Below are 16,186 nucleotides of genomic sequence, written 5' to 3'. Positions count from 1 at the left end.
AGGGCGAAATGAGGAAAATCGGATGGCTGCGCCTGATCGCAGGTGCGGGGCTACTGGTATCGATGGGCGCGCATGCGGCCGATGTCGAGGTTCGGATGTTGAACCGCGCGTCGGACGGTCAACGGGGCTTCGAGCCGGCCCTCGTCCACATCGACGTGGGCGACAGCGTGCATTTTGTTGCCGCGGACAGCGGGCATGGCGTCGAAAGCATTCCCGGCATGGCGCCGGCCGGAGCCGGGGCCTTTTCCGGAAAGATCAGCGAAGATCTGACCGTGAAGTTCGACAAACCGGGCGTCTATGGCTATCGCTGCATCCCGCATTACATGTTGGGGATGGTCGGCTTGATCGTGGTGGGACACCCGACCAACGAGGCCGCGGCGCGCAGCGTCGCGCAGCCGCGCGAGGCGAAGGCGCGTTTCGATCAACTGTTCGCGACGCTGGACCACGAGCAGCCCACGCAGAAGTAGCCGATGCGTCGGCCGGGGGCGGGGCGCGCCAACCCGGCCGCGCTCGAAACGGTGTGGGGCGCCGGATCGATGACGGTTCGGTCGCAGCGAGCGCGCGCAGGCGTCGGACGCGCGATGGGCAGGATCGCTTGCCCGGCGTCGGATAGCCCGGCCGGCCATGCGGTCATGGCCGAGACGCATGCCGTCTGAAACGCGATCTCCGACGGGCACCGTATCGATGCGGCACGCCATGAGCCGTAGCCACTCACGCGTCGGGCAACCCGCGACGAGTCGCGTACAGTTGAGCGTCGGCCGCAGCGCGCCTCCATTCCGGCTGTCCGGAACGGAGCGCCGCCATCGCGCGGCCCTCGGCCCATCCCGATCCCAGGAGAACCCGCATGCCGCACCGCGCCCCGTATCTCGCTCCCGCCTCCATCCCCGTCGATCCGCTGGTGCGCCTGTCGGCCGGCGAGCTCGCGTCGGCGATCCGCCGCAAGGCGGTCTCGTGCGTCGAGACGATGCGTGCATATCTCGATCACATCGAGCGGGTGAACGGTGCGGTGAACGCGCTGATTTCGCTGCGCGATCGCGCGACCTTGCTCGCCGAAGCCGCGGAAAAGGACGCGGCGCTGGCCCGTGGCGAATACCACGGCTGGCTGCACGGGATGCCGCAGGCGCCGAAGGATCTCGCGATGACGAAGGGGCTGCGCACGACCTACGGCTCGCCGATCTTCCGCGATCACGTGCCGCAGGCCGATTCGATCGGCGTCGGCCGCATGCGGGCGGCCGGCGCGATCTTCATCGGCAAGACCAACACGCCGGAGTTCGGCCTCGGCTCGCACACGTTCAACGACGTCCATGGCGCGACGCGCAATCCGTACGACCTGACGCGCAGCGCCGGCGGCAGCAGCGGCGGCTCGGCCGCGGCGCTCGCGGCGCGCATGCTGCCGGTGGCCGACGGCAGCGACTTCGGCGGCTCGCTGCGCAATCCTGCGGCATTCTGCAACGTCTACGGCATGCGCCCGTCGCAGGGCCGCGTGCCGCGCTGGCCCGCCGTCGACGTGTTCATGCAGCAGCTCGGCACCGAAGGGCCGATGGGCCGCACGGTCGGCGACGTCGCGCAACTGCTGGCGATCCAGGCCGGCTACGACGCGAACGATCCACTGTCGCTCGCGGAGCAGCCGTTGGTGTTCGCGACGCCGCTGGACACGGATCTGCGCGGCCGGCGCATCGCGTGGGTCGGCGACTGGGACGGCTATCTCGCGACCGAGCCCGGCGTGCTCGCGCAGTGCGAACAGGGTCTCGCGACGCTGCGCGAGATCGGCTGCGACGTCGATGCCGCGCTGCCGGCCTTCGCGCCGGAGCGCATCTGGCGGCTGTGGCTCGCGCATCGGCATCTGCTCGCAGGCGGCGGGCTGCTCGCGCACTATCGCGACCCGGCGCGGCGTGCGCTGCTCAAGCCCGAGGCGATCTACGAGGTCGAAGGGCTGCTTGCGATGGGCGGCGCGGCCGTGTTCGACGCGAGCGTCGAGCGCACCGCGTGGCATCAGGCCGTGCTGCGCTTCTTCGATCGCTACGACTTCATCGCGGCGCCCAGCGCGCAGGTGTTCCCGTTCGACGTCGAGCTGCGCTGGCCGCAGGCAATCGCGGGCCGCCCGATGGACACCTATCACCGCTGGATGGAAACGGTCGTGCCGTGGACGCTGGCCGGCTGTCCGGTGATCAGCGTGCCGGTCGGTTTCAACGACGATGGATTGCCGATGGGGATGCAACTGATCGGCCGGCCGCGCGCGGATCTCGCGGTGCTGCAGCTCGCGCGCGGCTACGAGCAGGCGGCCGACTGGGTCGGCCGGCGGCTGCCCGGCTGGATGGCCGCGTAGTGGGTGCGTAGCAGGCGCGTAATGGGCGCGTAATGGGCGCGTGGTGCGCGCCGCGCGATCGTCTCGCGAAGCCGCCGACCCGCGACATTGATGCGCGTGAGGAACGAATTCCGGCGATAGCGGCCCATCGCGCGGCCGCTGCCGACGAATGCGCGCGACCAACGGCACGCGCGGCGCAATTGCAAGCGATTGCCGCGTGCGATTTCGTTTCGATGTGTTTCAGTCGTTGCGGCGGCGCGCGACGCGCTTCGACAATATCGGCCTCAATCATTCGGCACGAGGGAAACTGATGAAGCACATTCGCGCGACGGGCAAGCAGCTGGCAGCGGCCGGCATCGCATTCGGCATGCTGCTCGGCATGAACGGTCACGCCGATGCGCAGCTCGACCTTCAGTCGATCGGCTCGGCGCTGCTCGGCGGCGGTCAGCAGCAGGCCGCGCCTTCGCAGGGCGGCATTGCGCAGCTGATGCAGGCCTACCTCGGCGCGAACCAGCAGGTGCTGGCCGGCCAGTCGTCGCTCGCGTCGGCGATGGGGCTCACCGGTGCGGCCGGCCAGGCGCAACAGGCCGCCAGCCTGCTGGGCGGCGGCAATGCGCTGACGCCGGCCGTGCTGTCGCAGATGGGCGGCGCGCAGCAGTCGGTGTCGCAGGCGCTCGGGCAGGCGTTCGCGAGCGGCGGCGCGACGCATGGCGCGGTCGACAAGCAGGCGTTCAGCAACGGCCTCGCGTCGCTCGGCCAGGGCCTCACGCAATATTCGAAATTGCAGTCGGGGCTGAGCGGCCTCGGTTCGACCAGCGCCGCATCGCTGCTGCAGGCCGGGCTCGATCCGCAAAACATGCAGGCCGCGTCGTATATCGCGCAGAGCGCGCCGAGCCAGTTGCAGTCGCTCGCGTCGACGCTCAGCCAGGCCGTGCAGTTCGCGACGAGCCAGGGCATTTCGGTGCCGCCGGTGGCGTCTTCCGCGCTGAAGCTGCTGCCGTAACGCCGGCGGCGCGCGCCGCCGCTGCGCGCGATGGCCCCGTGCAACCGGGGGATTTCGCGCGATGCTATCGTGACGTGTTCTCCGCTTCCGGTGCCGCTTCATGACTGACTCGTTCGACCTTTCGCGCTACTTCGCCCGCATCGGCTACGACGGCCCGGCCGAGCCGACGCTCGACGTGCTGCGCCGCCTGCATCTGCTGCATCCGCAGGCGATCCCGTTCGAAAACCTCAATCCGCTGACCGGCGCGCGCGTCGCGCTCGACGTGCCGGCGATCGTCGCCAAGGTCGTCGCGCGCCGCCGCGGCGGCTATTGCTTCGAACTGAACAAGCTGTTCTACACGGCGCTCACGACGCTCGGCTTTCGCGTCACGCCGCTGATTGCGCGCGTGCGCTGGATGCGGCCGCCCGAGGCCGTCACCGCGCAGACGCACATGCTGCTGCGCATCGATCTGGACGGCGCGGCGTGGCTCGCCGACATCGGCTTCGGCAGCGCGACGCTCACCGCGCCGCTGCGCTTCGCGCCGGGCGAGCGGCAGCTGACGCCGCACGGCGCGTTTCGCGTCGTCGACGCACCGGTCGACGGCGAGTTCGACATGCAGTTCGAGATTCCCGACGGCTGGCAAACCACCTACCGCTTTTCGCTGAAGCCGGCCGAGTGGATCGATTACGACGCCGCGAACTGGTTCACGTCGACCTATCCCGAATCGATCTTCGTGAACGACCTGATCGCGTGCCGCGTGCTGCCGACCGGCCGCGCGGCGCTGTTCAACACCGTGCTGACGCTGCGCGACGCGGCCGGCGCCGGGCGCACCGTCACGTTCGACGACGCGGCCGCGTGGGGCGCGTGCCTGCGCGACACGATCGGCATCGACACCGCCGGCTTCGATCTCGACGCGCTGTTCGCGCGGGTCGCCGCGCGGGCCGGCAACATCTGAACGCGGATTGCGCGGCCGTGGGGCCGCGCCTCGGCGTTTGACTTTTGCTATTTTGCCAGCACGCTGGCAATCACGAACGACGAAGAAGGGAAGCAGTTCAACGTGTACCTGCCGCTCAGCCTGATCCGGCAGGGCAAGTTCCGGGCCATCGAAGCGCAGCAGTCGTTGTCCGCGCTGGTGGCCGACGCATTGCGCGCCTATCTGGCCGCGCCGCAGTCGGGGCGGCCGCCTGCCGAGGAGGAATGACGTGTCGTCCGAGCGAATCGAAGCGGCGTATCTCACCACGCACAACTGGGGCAAGTCGGCGAAGTTCTTCCCGGCGCCGGCGTTCACGCTGGAATTCGAGACCGATCACAACAACTCGCTTGCAGGCGCCGCGCCAGCCGGCCGCGTGAGGGGACGGCGATGAGCGATGCGAAAGCAGCACCCGACAGCACCGCCGCGCGCGTCGCGCTGTGGCGCGCGCTGCACGTCGAGCTCGACGCGCCGCCGCACGTGCTCGCCGACGAAATCGGCTTGCGCCTGCTCGCGCCGGCGCCCGGCTGGCAGCAGCGCGGCGACATGGACCCGAAGTTCACGCGGCCGTTTCGCGCGTCGATCGTCGCGCGGGCGCGCTTCATCGAAGACCTCGTCGTCGAGCAGGCCGCGCAGGGCGTGAGCCAGTACGTGATCCTCGGCGCGGGCCTCGACAGCTTCGTGCAGCGCCGGCCGGAGATGGCGTCGCGCGTGACCGTCTTCGAAGTCGATCCGCCCGCGCCGCAAGCGTGGAAGCGCCGCCGGCTCGTCGAGCTCGGTTTCGGCGTGCCGGACTGGCTGCGCTTCGTGCCGGTCGACTTCGAGGCGAAGCAGTCGTGGCGCGACGCGCTGGTGCGCGCCGGTTTCGACGCGGGCAAGCCGGCGGTCGTGGTGTCCACCGGCGTCAGCATGTACCTGACGCGCGAAGCGAACGCGGCGGCGTTGCGCGAAGTCGCGTCGCTCGCGCCGGGCACGACGTTCGCGATGACGTTCCTGCTGCCGCTCGAGCATGCGGACCCGGACGTGCGGCCGGGGCTCGAGATGGCCGAGCAGGGCGCGCGCGCGAGCGGCACGCCGTTCATCAGCTTCTTCATGCCGGACGAAATCCGTGCGCTCGCGACGGCCGCCGGCTTCGCGCGCGCCGAGCACGTGTCGGCCGACGCGCTCGCGCGCCGCTATTTCGCCGGCCGTGCCGACGGCCTGCGGCCGCCGAACAACGCCGAAGAGCTGCTCGTCGCGACGGTCTGACGCCCGTCGCGTTGCCGCCCGTCACGCGCGTTCGAGCACCGCGATCTCGCGCACGACGACGAGCAGCACCGCGAGGCTCGCGCCGCCCGACGCCCGCAGATCGGCGAGCAGGTGGTCGTAGCGCTGCAGCGCGGCGTCGCGCCGCTCGCGCCATGCGTGGACGATCGTCTCGGGTGCCGTCGAGTCGGCCGATTCGGCGAGCGCGCTGGTCGCGAGCGTGCGCTTGAGCCGCGCGATCTCGGCCAGCGCGGCGGCGCGCGCGAGCATGTCCCAATGCGTCGGTGTGGGCAACGTGGCGGCCCGTTCGGCGATCCAGCCGTAGTTCAGCAGCGTGCCGAGCGAGAAGTACACGCCCGCGACCAGTTCGAGACTGCGCTCGCAGGTGGCCGCCACTTCGGCGATGTCGAGCAGCGCGGCCGAGATGTCGCCGCTCGCGACGCGCGCGGCGAGCGTGCCGTCGACGCCCGCGTCGACCAGCACGCGTTGCCGCTCCGACAGCGCGTCGAGGTCGCTCGCCGGCAGCAGCGACGGCAATTGCGGCGCGATGCGCTGCACCGCGTCGCGGCAGCGCGCGATCAGCCCGGCCACGCTGCCGTCGGCCACCGCGCCCGACTGCAGGTGCCGCAGGAACCACAGCGCCGCGCGTTCGAGCAGCCGCGCGACGTCGACGAACATGCGCGCCTGCACGTCGTCGGCGACGCGGTTGTCGAGCGCGTCGATGTCGCGCCACACCGCATCGAGATCGAACACGTCGCGCGCCATGATGCACGCGCGCACGATGTCGCCCGGCTTCGCGTCGGTTTCCTCCATCAGCCGGTGCACGAACGCGCAGCCGACCCGGTTGACGAGCGCGTTGGTGAGATGCGTCGCGAGAATCTCGCGGCGCAGCGGGTGGCGCTGCATCGGCTCGCTGAAGCGCTGCTGCAGCGGCTTCGGGAAATAGTCGACCAGCATCGCGGCGACGAGCGGATCCTCGGGCACGTCCGACTCGAGCAGCGCGTCGTACAGCCACATCTTGCTGTACGCGAGCAGCACCGCGCGCTCGGGCGACGTCAGCCCCTGTTTCGCCGCGTGGCGTTCGGCGATCTCGTCGTCGGTCGGCAGGAATTCGATCACGCGGTTCAGCCGGCCCGCGCGCTCCAGCCAGCGCATCAGCCGCGCCTCGGCGTCGAGCAGCTCGACGCCGTAGCGGCCCGCGATCGACAGCGCCTGCGTCTGGTAGTAGTTGTCGCGCAGCACCAGCAGCCCGACTTCGTCGGTCATTTCCGCGAGCAGCGCGTTGCGCTGCTTGTCGGTCATTTCGCCGTCGCCGACCACGAGCCCGAGCAGGATCTTGATGTTGACCTCGTGATCCGAGCAATCGACGCCGGCCGAGTTGTCGATCGCGTCGGTGTTGATGCGCCCGCCGCGCTGCGCGAACTCGATGCGGCCGAGCTGCGTGCAGCCGAGGTTGCCGCCTTCGCCGACGACCTTGCAGCGCAGCTCCGCGCCGTTCACGCGCACCGCGTCGTTCGCGCGGTCGCCGACCTGCTGGTGCGTCTCGTGGGTCGCCTTCACGTAGGTGCCGATCCCGCCGTTGTACAGCAGGTCGACCGGCGCCTGCAGGATCACGCGGATCAGCTCGGTCGGCGGCAGCGCGTGCGCGTCGATGCCGAGCGCCGCCTGCACGGCGGGCGACAGCGCGATCGTCTTCGCGGTGCGCGGGTAGATGCCGCCGCCCGCCGAGATCGTCGACGCGTCGTAGTCGGCCCAGCTCGAACGCTCGAGCGCGAACATCCGCTGGCGTTGCGCGAAGCTCGCGGCCGGATCGGGATCCGGATCGAGGAACACGTGCCGGTGGTCGAACGCGGCGACGAGCCGGATATGCGGCGACAGCAGCATGCCGTTGCCGAACACGTCGCCCGACATGTCGCCGATGCCGACCACGGTGAAGTCGGTCGTCTGCGTATCGACGCCCATCTCGCGGAAATGCCGCTTCACCGACTCCCACGCGCCGCGCGCGGTGATCGCCATCTTCTTGTGGTCGTAACCGACCGAGCCGCCGGACGCGAACGCGTCGTCCAGCCAGAAGCCGTATTCGTGCGAGATCGCGTTCGCATAGTCGGAGAAGGTGGCCGTGCCCTTGTCGGCCGCGACGACGAGATACGGATCGTCGGGATCGTGCCGCACCACGTCGGGCGGCGGCACGATCGCGTTGCCGGCGAGATTGTCGGTCAGGTCGAGCAGCCCGCGCAGGAACGTCTGGTAGCACGCGATGCCTTCGCGCAGCCATGCTTCGCGATCCGTCGGCGGCGGCGGATTCTTGACGACGAAGCCGCCTTTCGAGCCGACCGGCACGATCACGACGTTCTTCACCATCTGCGCCTTCATCAGCCCGAGCACCTCGGTGCGGAAGTCCTCGCGCCGATCGGACCAGCGCAGGCCGCCGCGCGCGACGCGCCCGCCGCGCAGATGCACGCCCTCGACGCGCGGCGAGTACACCCAGATCTCGAACATCGGCTTCGGCTCCGGCAGGCCGGGCACCTTCGCGGGGTTGAACTTGAACGACAGGTAGGGCTTCGCTTCGCCGTCGCCGTCGTGCTGGAAGTAGTTGGTGCGCTCGGTCGCGTTGATCACGCCGAGGAACTGGCGCAGGATGCGGTCTTCGTCGAGGTTCGGCACCTGGTCCAGCGCCGTCTCGATTGCCTTCAGCATGCGCTCGACCTGCACCTCGCGCGTGCCGCCGGTCGCCGGGTCGAAGCGCAGCAGGAACAGCTCGACGAGCTGGCGGGCGAGCGCCGGGTTGCCGGTCAGCGCGCGCTCGATGTACGCGTCGCTGAACGTCGAGCCGACCTGACGCAGGTATTTCGCGTACGCGCGCAGGATCGTCACTTCGCGCGCGCTCAGATGCGCGCGCAGCACGAGGCGGTTGAAGTCGTCGTTCTCGATCCGGCCGCTCCAGATGCGGTCGAATGCGTCCTCGAACAGATCCTTCACGCGTTCGATGTCGAACTCGGTGTCGTCGGCGAGCTCGAGGCCGAAGTCGTGCACCCACGCATGCGCGCCGTCCTGAGTGTGGATCCGGTACGGGCGCTCCTCGTCGACGCGCACGCCGAGATGCTCGAGCATCGGCAGGCTGCGCGACAGCGCGATCGGGTCGCCCGCGCGATACACCTTGAAGCGGAACGCGCGCGCGCCGGCCTCGATCGGCCGGTACAGGTTCATCGCGAGCCGGCCGGACGCCTTCACGCGCTCGATCAGCTCGATGTCGCGCACGGCGGTGCGCGCCGGATAGTCGTCGCGATAGCCGGCCGGGAACGAGTCCGCATAGCGCTGCAGCAGCCGGTTGCCTTGCTCTTCGCCGAACGCGTCGAGCAGCGCATCCGCGAGGTCGTCCTGCCAGCGGCGCGTGACCTGCACGAGCCGCGTTTCGAGCTCGCGCGTGTCGACGTCCGGCATCGTGCCCGGTTCGGCATGGACGACGAAGTGAATCCGCGCGATCGCCGATTCCGACAGCAGCGGCGTGAACTCGACGTTCACGCCGTTGTACGCGTCGACGAGCAGCTTCGCGATGCGGCGCCGCAGGTCCGTGTTGTACTTGTCGCGCGGCACGAACGCGAGACAGGACACGAAGCGGTCGAAGCGGTCGCGCCGCACGAACAGGCGCGTGCGCTGATGTTCCTGCAGTCGCAGGATGCCGAGCGCGATGTCGTAGAGCTCGTCTTCGTCGGCCTGGAACAGTTCGTCGCGCGGATAGGTCTCGAGCACGGTCACGAGCGACTTGCCGAGATGCCCGTTCGGCAGGAAGCCCGCGCGCTGGACGATGTTCGCGCATTTGCGCCGCACGATCGGGATGTCGGCGTACGAACCGAAATAGGCGGTCGACGTGTAGAGGCCGATGAAGCGGCGCTCGCCGCTGACCTTGCCGTCAGCGCCGACCAGCTTCACGCCGACGTAGTCGAGATAGCCGGGGCGGTGGACCGTCGCGCGCGAATTCGCCTTCGTCACGAAGATCGGCCACGCGCCGGTGATGATCTCGGCGGCGGCCGGCGGCAGCGGCGTCACGTCGGTTGCGCCGGGCGGGCGCAGCGATTCGCGCAGCAGGCCGAAGCCCGAGCCTTCGACGCCGCGCAGCGCGAAGCCGTTGCCGTCGGCCACGAGCGCGTAGTCGCGCTGGCCGAGGAAGGTGAAGTGATCGGCGACCATCCACTCGACGAACGCGCGCGCCTCGAGGTCTTCCGCGCTCGATTCGCGCGCCTTCATGTCCTTGATCGTCGCGCGGGCGATGTCGACGATCTTCGGCCAGTCCTCGACCGACGCGCGCACGTCGCCGAGCACGCGCGCGATGTCGTTGCGCAGCGTCTCAAGCAGCGTCGCGTCGCCGCAGCGATCCACCTCGAAATGGATGAACGACGCGAGCTGCGAGCTGCCGTCGCCGGGCGTCGCGCCGCCGGCGTCCACGCGCTCGATCGCGCCGTTGCCGCCGCGCCAGATGCGGAACACCGGGTGCAGCGCCGAGTGCAGTGCGAGGCCGAGGCGGTTCACCGCCATCGTCACCGAGTCGACCAGAAACGGCATGTCGTCGTTGACGATCTCGATCACCGTGTGATCGGAATGCCAGCCGTGCTGTTCGAGGATCGGGTTGTAGACGCGTAACCGCTCGCTGCCAGGGACGAATTTCTGCGCGGTCTGCCAGTGCGCCATCGCGGCGCCGTAGAGATCGGCGATGCTGCGGTTCTGCAGATCGTCGGCGTCGACGAAATCGTAGTAGTGGCGCAGGAACGGCTCGACGATCCGGAACGTGGCTTCGGGCAGGCGGGCGCGCGCGAATTCGACGACGTCGGAGAGCAGATGTGCGACCACTTCCTCGTTCTTCGCTTCCATGGCGGTCTCCTGGACGGGTGGCCATCGGCTGCTGCGGGTGTGTTCGGCATTATGCGCCGATTGGTGTGCCGATCGCGTCACCGCGCGATGTGCGGACGCACAACGGCGGCCTGCGCAGAGCGCCGCATGCTGCGTGCCGGCCGATAGGGTCACGCGGCCGCGCGGCGACTGTCAGCGCGCGTCGCTCGACAGCTTGCCGGCCGTCGCGCGGTTGTCCTTTTTCATGTCGGTGAGCGCGATGTACAGCGAGCGCCGCTTGCAGCTGGCGCTCGGCAGCCGAGACCGGGCCGCCACGCTTCACGGCGTCAGGACGGCGTGCGAACGACGATATCGGTTTCACCGAGGGATAAGCGTCGCGCGACGGCCACCGTGATCCACGATGCGAGCGCGAACGGCGCGGTGAGCGCGACGAGGCCCACACGCATCGCGAGCCACTGGAGCAATGCGGCGAGCGCGGCTGCGGCGAGCGCCGTGCGGGTGCCGCGCGACATCAGCGCGAGCGCCGCGAGTGCGCCGTTGACGCCGAGCTGGCCGGCGTCGAACGCCGCGCCGCTGGCGCCGAACGCGACCAGCAGCACGCTCGACACGATCGCGCCGCCGAGCGCGAACGCCGCTGCGCGGCGCGATGCGGCCGCGATGCCGGCGACGATCAGCGCGGCGGGCCATGCGCCTTGCGCGAAGGTGGTCTGCGCCATCCCTGACGACAGTGCGCACGCGATCGACGCAGGCGTCAGCGTCGCGCTCGTCGCCGCGTCGATCGGGTGTTGCACCGCGACAAGCGGCATCCATAACGCGGTGGCCGCGATGTACGGGGCGGAATACGGGCACTGCCGCCATTTGGCGAGCGGCGTGCGCAGCGCACGCTGCACGAGCGCTGCGCCGAGCGCGGCCGACGGCGCGAGCGCGAGCGCCGCGAGCGGAGCAGGCGCAAACGAAACGGCCGCCAGCGCGGCCAGCGCGCCGTTGAAGCCGTGCCGGCCCTGTTCGACGTGGCAATGCGCGGCGCCGCTCAGCGCCGCCGTCAGGTTCGCGACGGCCGCGCCGACGAGTGCCGCGCCCGCGAGCCGCAAGTCGGTCAGCGCGAGCGCGGCGATCAGCATGACTCCGGTGAACGCGTTGGCCTGCAGCACGATCTGCCCGATGCTGCGCAGCAGAATGCGCAGGGCGGTCGACGGGCTGGCTGGATGGGCGGTAGGCATGGCAGCGGACGAACAGGGCGAGCCGCGAGCATAGGACACCAACCGCCGCTTCGGAACGGGGTATTCCGGATACCGGGAATTTGTCGTCGAGCACAGACGTGGCCGATTACGACACGCCTGGCGACGCTGAATTGCCGCTACCGCTCATCGCCCGCCCGTGCGCCCCTGCGCCCGCTTATGCGACCGTGACCGCGCGCCTTTCATGCATGGTCGCGAATCGGTCGATCCGCGCCGCGATCAGATCCGGATGGCGCAGCACGACCCAGTGCGCGCCGTCGATCTCCTCGCGCACGTACTGCCCGAGCCAGCGATCGAGACCGACCGACATCTCGGGCGTCACGTAGCGATCGCGCACCGGCGCGAGAATCTGCACGGGCGCCTGCGCATATCGCTCGCGCGGCCGTCGCGCCGTGGCGATGAAGTTCGCGCGATACAGCTGCAAGCCGTTCAGCGCATTCTTCAACTGCGCGGGATCGCGCGCGGGCCGCACGCGCTCGGTCAACTGCAGCCAGCGCGGCCACAGTGCGGCGCCGCCGAGCCGCCACACCAGCGACGGCACGACCGGCAGATGAAAGAACGCGATGTACCACGATTTCAGGCTTTGCTCGAGCCGCATCTTCGCGCGGAACACGTGGTCGAGGCATGGCCCGGAGATCGACGTATACGACGCGATGCGGCCGCGCCACGCCGGATCCGTGACGGCTTCCCAGCACTGGATCGAGCCCCAGTCGTGTCCGACCAGATGGAACGGCCGGTCGCCGCAGGTCGCGGCGGCGACGGCTTGCAGATCGTCGGCGAGTCGCGCGAGCGCGTAGTCCGCGCGCCGGCGCGGCGCATCGGACGCGCCCGCGCCGCGTACGTCATAGGCGATCACGCGGTAGCGCGTCGCGAGCCGCGCGCGCACCGGCGCCCATACGGCCGCGGAATCGGGATAGCCGTGCACGAGGATCAGCGGCGGCGCGCGTCGCGGGCCGCTGACGTAGACGGCCAGTTTCACGTCGCCGGAGCGAACGGTCAGCATCTCGCTTGCGCGCGCCATCGCGTCATGCCTGTGCGGCCGGGTGCAACGGCACGCGGCGCGGCGCGGCCTGCGCCGAGTAGCGCGCATTGGTCGCATCGATGTTCGCGAGCAGCGTGTCGAGCCCCTGCAGATACTGATGGTTGTCGTGGTCCCACGGATGGAAGCCCGGCCGGAAGTAGTCGAGCCATTCGCGCGCGATGCTCGGGAACACGCCCGTTCTCGGGCCGTACAGATACTTGACGAGGCGGCCCATCCCGCCGAACCGCCCGTGCTTGCGACGGTGCGCGAGCATCAGCCGCACGTGGAAGTCGAACACGATGGTCCAGAACATCGCGGTGGTCAGCAGCATCGTGCCGGTGCGCAGCAGGTAGCTGCCGATTCCCGGCTTCATCACCGCGTTCCATACGTCGTACGACACCGCCTTGTGCTCCGTTTCCTCCATCGCGTGCCACATCCACATCTGCTGATAGCCTTCGACCGAGCCGTCGATCCGGTGCTCGTGGCCGGACAGCAGCTGGTTCGCGAGGATCGCCGTATAGTGCTCGAGCGCGATGGTGATCGCGAGCTGCATCGAATGCGGCAGCACCTTCTTGAAGAAGCCGAGGATCGCCCACAGCCGCTTGTCCAGCTTGTGCGCGGGCAGGCCGGCCGACTGCAGCAGGTCGTTGTACTCGATGTGCTCGCGCGTGTGCATCGCTTCCTGGCCGATGAAGCCGAGCACCTGCTTCTTCAGCTGCGGATCCTCGATGCGATCGCGGTAGTTGCGCACCGAATCCATGAAGAAGCGCTCGCCGGCCGGAAACAGCAGCGACAGCGCGTTCATGAAGTGCGTGACCGGCACGCCCTGCACGTGCCAGTCCTTCGCGCGTTCGGGCGGCAGCGCGAAACGGATGTCGCGCCGCACCGGCATCATGTTCGGGGTCGTCATGATTGTTCTCCTCCCTGATTGCCTGCGTTGTTGTAAGTCGCGTTCAGCGGCGCGCCGGCCGCGGCGCCGTAGCGGGCCGCCGCGCGGCGCGCCTTCGCGGCCTCGCGGCGCGTCGCGAGCACGACGAGTGCCTGGTATGCGGCCGGCAATACGCGCGCCATCCAGTCGGCGGCCTTCGCGTCGCGGCCGATCAGCACGCGGCGCTTGTTGCCGCGCACGCCCGCGAGGATCGTGCGCGCGGCGTCGTCCGCGGTCGTGATGAAGAACTTCTCGAAGCTGTCCTTGCCTTGCTGCTCGCTTTCGACGATGAAGCCGACCATGTTCTTCGCGACGCGGCTCGACTGCGCGATGTTGGTGCGGATGCCGCCCGGATGCACGCAGGTGGCCGACACGCCGCACTTCATCATGTCGAGCTCCTGGCGCAGCGATTCGGTGAAGCCGCGCACCGCGTACTTCGTCGCGTTGTAGCCGCTCATCCCCGGCTGCGCGAAGATGCCGAAGATGCTCGACGTGTTGATCACGTGGCCTTCGCCCGACGCCTTCAGATACGGCAGGAACGCCTTCGTGCCGTGCACGACGCCCCAGAAGTTGATGTTGACGATCCACTCGAGGTCGGCGTAATCCATTCCGTCGATCGTGCTCGACAGCGCGACGCCCGCGTTGTTGAAGATCAGGTTGACCTTGCCGTGTTCCTGCGCGGTGTCGGCGGCCCACGCGTACATCGCGTCGCGGTCGCCGACGTCGAGCACGCGCGTCGACACGCGCACCTTCGGCGCGATCGCGCGCACGATCCGCTCGGTTTCGGCGAGGCCGACGGCGTTCTTGTCGGCGAGCGACAGATGGCAGCCGGCCTGCGCGAGCTGCACCGCGAGCGAGCGGCCCATCCCCGAGCCCGCGCCGGTGATCGCGGCGACCTTGTTGGAGAAATCTCTCATGTCGGTTGCTCCTTGTCTGTCTCAGGCCGCTTCGGCGGAAGTGGATGCGGAAGTGGATGCGGAAGCGGCCGGCGCTGCTGCGGGCCGCGCGCCCGCAGCGTGCTGCGGCGCGCGGTACGCGTGGTAGTCGGCGATCGAGAAGTGCGCGGTCGCCTGCCGGAAGCGCCACGTGAAGCCTGGCCACAGCGTCGTGTTCTTGCCGGTGCGTGGATCGAGGTACCAGCTCTTGCAGCCGCCCGTCGACCAGATCGCCTTCTTCAGCTTGCCCTGCAGCGCGCTGTTGTACTGCGCCTCGACGAGGGGGCGCACCTCGATCGCGTCGGCGCGTTCGCGCTGCATCGCGCGCAGCGCGCCGAGGATGTACTCGATCTGCGATTCGATCATGAACACCATCGAGTTGTGGCCGAGCCCCGTGTTCGGGCCGACGATCATGAAGAAGTTCGGGTAGCCGGGCAGCGTCGTGCCGAGATACGCATGCGCGCCGTCGCGCCACGCATCGACGATGTCGAGGCCGCCGCGGCCGATGATCGCGCCGCGCGGATACGGGTCGGCGACCTGGAAGCCGGTGCCGTAGATCAGGCAGTCGACCTCGTGCCGCTTGCCGTCGGTCGTCACGACCGCATCGGCTTCGATGTGGTCGATGCCGGTCGTGATCACGTCGACGTTCTTGCGCGACAGCGCCGGGTAGTAGTCGTTCGAGATCAGGACGCGCTTGCAGCCGAGCGTGTAGTTCGGCGTGACGGTCCTGCGCAGTTCCGGATCGGGGATCTGCTTGCGGATGTGCCGCAGCGCGAGCTTCTGCACGTTCTTCATCAGCGACGGATGGATCGCGAAGCCGAGCACGCGCGATTCGAGCATCCAGTAGATGCCGCTGCGCACGAGCTTCTGCGTGAACGGCAGCGTGCGGAACAGCCACTTCTCGACGCGCGTCAGGTTGCGGTCGGGCTTCGGCATGATCCACGGCGGCGTGCGCTGGAACAGCGCGAGGCTTTTCACGCGCGGCGCGATCTGCGGCACGAACTGGATCGCGCTCGCGCCCGTGCCGATCACCGCGACGCGCTTGCCTTCGAGCGGGTAAGCGTGGTCCCACTGCTGCGAGTGGAACGCGCGGCCCTCGAAGGTTTCGATGCCGGCGATCGCGGGCAGCGCGGCGCGCGACAGGCCGCCCATCCCCGACACCAGCACGCGCGCCGACAGGCGCTTGCCGTTCGCGAAGGTCAGGCGCCAGCGCTGCGCGGCTTCGTCGTACTCGGCGCGCTGCAGCTCGTGGTTCATTCGCAGATGCGGACCGATGCCGAAACGCTGGACGCAGTCTTCGAGATACGCGCGGATTTCCGGCTGAGGCGCGAACATGCGCGTCCAGCGCGGGTTCGGCGCGAACGAGAACGAGTAGACGTGCGATTGCACGTCGCAGGCACACCCGGGGTAATGGTTGTCGCGCCACGTGCCGCCGACCGACGCGGCCTTCTCGAGGACGACGAAGTCGGTCGCGCCCGTCTGCCGCAGGCGAATGGCCATCCCGAGACCGGCGAAGCCGGTGCCGATGATGGCGATGTCGGTGGTTTCGTCCGGGCCGTCATGACCGTCATGACCGTCATGGCCGGGCGGGCCGAAAGGCAACGTGCGAGCATTCATCCGGGTGTCTCCGATCTGGCTCATTTTTGAATGTTACATTGGTTGATGTAACGATAGGGCGTGAACCGGGAAACCGCAAGCGCCTAGAACGCTCGCTCTA

The 16,186-nt window shown here is 69.2% G+C and carries 14 protein-coding genes; 7 read left to right on the top strand and 7 right to left on the bottom strand.

Annotated features, from left to right (window positions below; genetic code table 11):
• Positions 1–8: 8 nt before the first annotated feature.
• From MBR110_RS19870 to MBR110_RS19840, 7 genes are all read left to right on the top strand, one after another.
• On the top strand, positions 9–467 hold the full coding sequence (locus tag MBR110_RS19870; RefSeq protein ID WP_011882485.1) for a pseudoazurin: 459 nt from the start codon (positions 9–11) through the stop codon (positions 465–467).
• Positions 468–844: 377 nt separating this feature from the next.
• Positions 845–2,326: an amidase gene (locus MBR110_RS19865; RefSeq protein WP_014725260.1), complete on the top strand. Its 1,482-nt coding sequence runs from the start codon at positions 845–847 to the stop codon at positions 2,324–2,326.
• Between the two features lie 289 nt (positions 2,327–2,615).
• Entirely contained in the window at positions 2,616–3,308 is a 693-nt protein-coding gene (locus MBR110_RS19860) for a hypothetical protein (protein ID WP_181709276.1), read from the top strand.
• Positions 3,309–3,408: 100 nt separating this feature from the next.
• Positions 3,409–4,242, top strand: a complete 834-nt coding sequence (locus MBR110_RS19855) for an arylamine N-acetyltransferase family protein (protein WP_014725258.1) — start codon at positions 3,409–3,411, stop codon at positions 4,240–4,242.
• A gap of 102 nt (positions 4,243–4,344) precedes the next feature.
• Positions 4,345–4,488 carry a hypothetical protein gene (locus MBR110_RS19850; RefSeq protein ID WP_158348939.1) on the top strand — a complete coding sequence of 48 codons (144 nt, stop codon included), beginning with the start codon at positions 4,345–4,347 and terminating at the stop codon, positions 4,486–4,488.
• A gap of 1 nt (position 4,489) precedes the next feature.
• On the top strand, positions 4,490–4,651 hold the full coding sequence (locus MBR110_RS19845) for a hypothetical protein (RefSeq protein WP_166677067.1): 162 nt from the start codon (positions 4,490–4,492) through the stop codon (positions 4,649–4,651).
• Entirely contained in the window at positions 4,648–5,505 is an 858-nt protein-coding gene (locus MBR110_RS19840; protein WP_059463107.1) for a class I SAM-dependent methyltransferase, read from the top strand. Before MBR110_RS19845 ends, MBR110_RS19840 begins: the two co-directional genes overlap by 4 nt.
• 21 nt (positions 5,506–5,526) lie before the next feature.
• On the opposite strand, the gene MBR110_RS19835 is transcribed toward MBR110_RS19840, so the two are convergent.
• The 7 genes from MBR110_RS19835 to MBR110_RS19810 all read right to left on the bottom strand — a co-directional run bounded on the left by MBR110_RS19835 (position 5,527) and on the right by MBR110_RS19810 (position 16,086).
• Positions 5,527–10,368, bottom strand: a complete 4,842-nt coding sequence (locus tag MBR110_RS19835) for an NAD-glutamate dehydrogenase (protein ID WP_181709275.1) — start codon at positions 10,366–10,368, stop codon at positions 5,527–5,529.
• 171 nt (positions 10,369–10,539) lie between these two features.
• Complete coding sequence (locus MBR110_RS32205; protein WP_258569974.1) at positions 10,540–10,662, bottom strand: hypothetical protein; 123 nt, start codon at positions 10,660–10,662, stop codon at positions 10,540–10,542.
• Between the two features lie 11 nt (positions 10,663–10,673).
• On the bottom strand, positions 10,674–11,567 hold the full coding sequence (locus MBR110_RS19830) for an urea transporter (RefSeq protein ID WP_181709274.1): 894 nt from the start codon (positions 11,565–11,567) through the stop codon (positions 10,674–10,676).
• A 175-nt stretch (positions 11,568–11,742) separates the two neighbouring features.
• Positions 11,743–12,606: an alpha/beta fold hydrolase gene (locus MBR110_RS19825; RefSeq protein ID WP_181709273.1), complete on the bottom strand. Its 864-nt coding sequence runs from the start codon at positions 12,604–12,606 to the stop codon at positions 11,743–11,745.
• Positions 12,607–12,610: 4 nt separating this feature from the next.
• The gene (locus MBR110_RS19820; RefSeq protein ID WP_014725254.1) at positions 12,611–13,516 is read right to left on the bottom strand and encodes a metal-dependent hydrolase; all 906 of its coding nucleotides are present in this window, start codon (positions 13,514–13,516) and stop codon (positions 12,611–12,613) included.
• Positions 13,513–14,451 (bottom strand): SDR family NAD(P)-dependent oxidoreductase, encoded by a 939-nt coding sequence (locus MBR110_RS19815; RefSeq protein ID WP_175658269.1) that lies wholly within the window; start codon positions 14,449–14,451, stop codon positions 13,513–13,515. Before MBR110_RS19815 ends, MBR110_RS19820 begins: the two co-directional genes overlap by 4 nt.
• Positions 14,452–14,472: 21 nt before the next feature.
• Positions 14,473–16,086, bottom strand: coding sequence for a flavin-containing monooxygenase (locus tag MBR110_RS19810; RefSeq protein ID WP_059668688.1), 1,614 nt, complete (start codon positions 16,084–16,086; stop codon positions 14,473–14,475).
• Between the last annotated feature and the right edge of the window lie 100 nt (positions 16,087–16,186).

Origin of the sequence: Burkholderia sp. MBR-1 (assembly GCF_013822785.1) — a bacterium.
Classification (GTDB): Bacteria; Pseudomonadota; Gammaproteobacteria; order Burkholderiales; family Burkholderiaceae; genus Burkholderia; species Burkholderia vietnamiensis.
This window is presented reverse-complemented; position numbering and strand designations above follow the sequence as displayed.

Excerpts from the sequence above, each read along its gene's own strand:
- MBR110_RS19840 (WP_059463107.1), top strand. The coding sequence starts at position 4,648 with ATGAGCGATGCGAAAGCAGCACCCGACAGCACCGCCGCGCGCGTCGCG.
- MBR110_RS19830 (WP_181709274.1), bottom strand. The coding sequence starts at position 11,567 with ATGCCTACCGCCCATCCAGCCAGCCCGTCGACCGCCCTGCGCATTCTG.
- MBR110_RS19815 (WP_175658269.1), bottom strand. The coding sequence starts at position 14,451 with ATGAGAGATTTCTCCAACAAGGTCGCCGCGATCACCGGCGCGGGCTCG.
- MBR110_RS19810 (WP_059668688.1), bottom strand. The coding sequence starts at position 16,086 with ATGAATGCTCGCACGTTGCCTTTCGGCCCGCCCGGCCATGACGGTCAT.
- MBR110_RS19870 (WP_011882485.1), top strand. The coding sequence starts at position 9 with ATGAGGAAAATCGGATGGCTGCGCCTGATCGCAGGTGCGGGGCTACTG.
- MBR110_RS19865 (WP_014725260.1), top strand. The coding sequence starts at position 845 with ATGCCGCACCGCGCCCCGTATCTCGCTCCCGCCTCCATCCCCGTCGAT.
- MBR110_RS19820 (WP_014725254.1), bottom strand. The coding sequence starts at position 13,516 with ATGACGACCCCGAACATGATGCCGGTGCGGCGCGACATCCGTTTCGCG.
- MBR110_RS19855 (WP_014725258.1), top strand. The coding sequence starts at position 3,409 with ATGACTGACTCGTTCGACCTTTCGCGCTACTTCGCCCGCATCGGCTAC.
- MBR110_RS19835 (WP_181709275.1), bottom strand. The coding sequence starts at position 10,368 with ATGGAAGCGAAGAACGAGGAAGTGGTCGCACATCTGCTCTCCGACGTC.
- MBR110_RS19825 (WP_181709273.1), bottom strand. The coding sequence starts at position 12,606 with ATGGCGCGCGCAAGCGAGATGCTGACCGTTCGCTCCGGCGACGTGAAA.
- MBR110_RS19860 (WP_181709276.1), top strand. The coding sequence starts at position 2,616 with ATGAAGCACATTCGCGCGACGGGCAAGCAGCTGGCAGCGGCCGGCATC.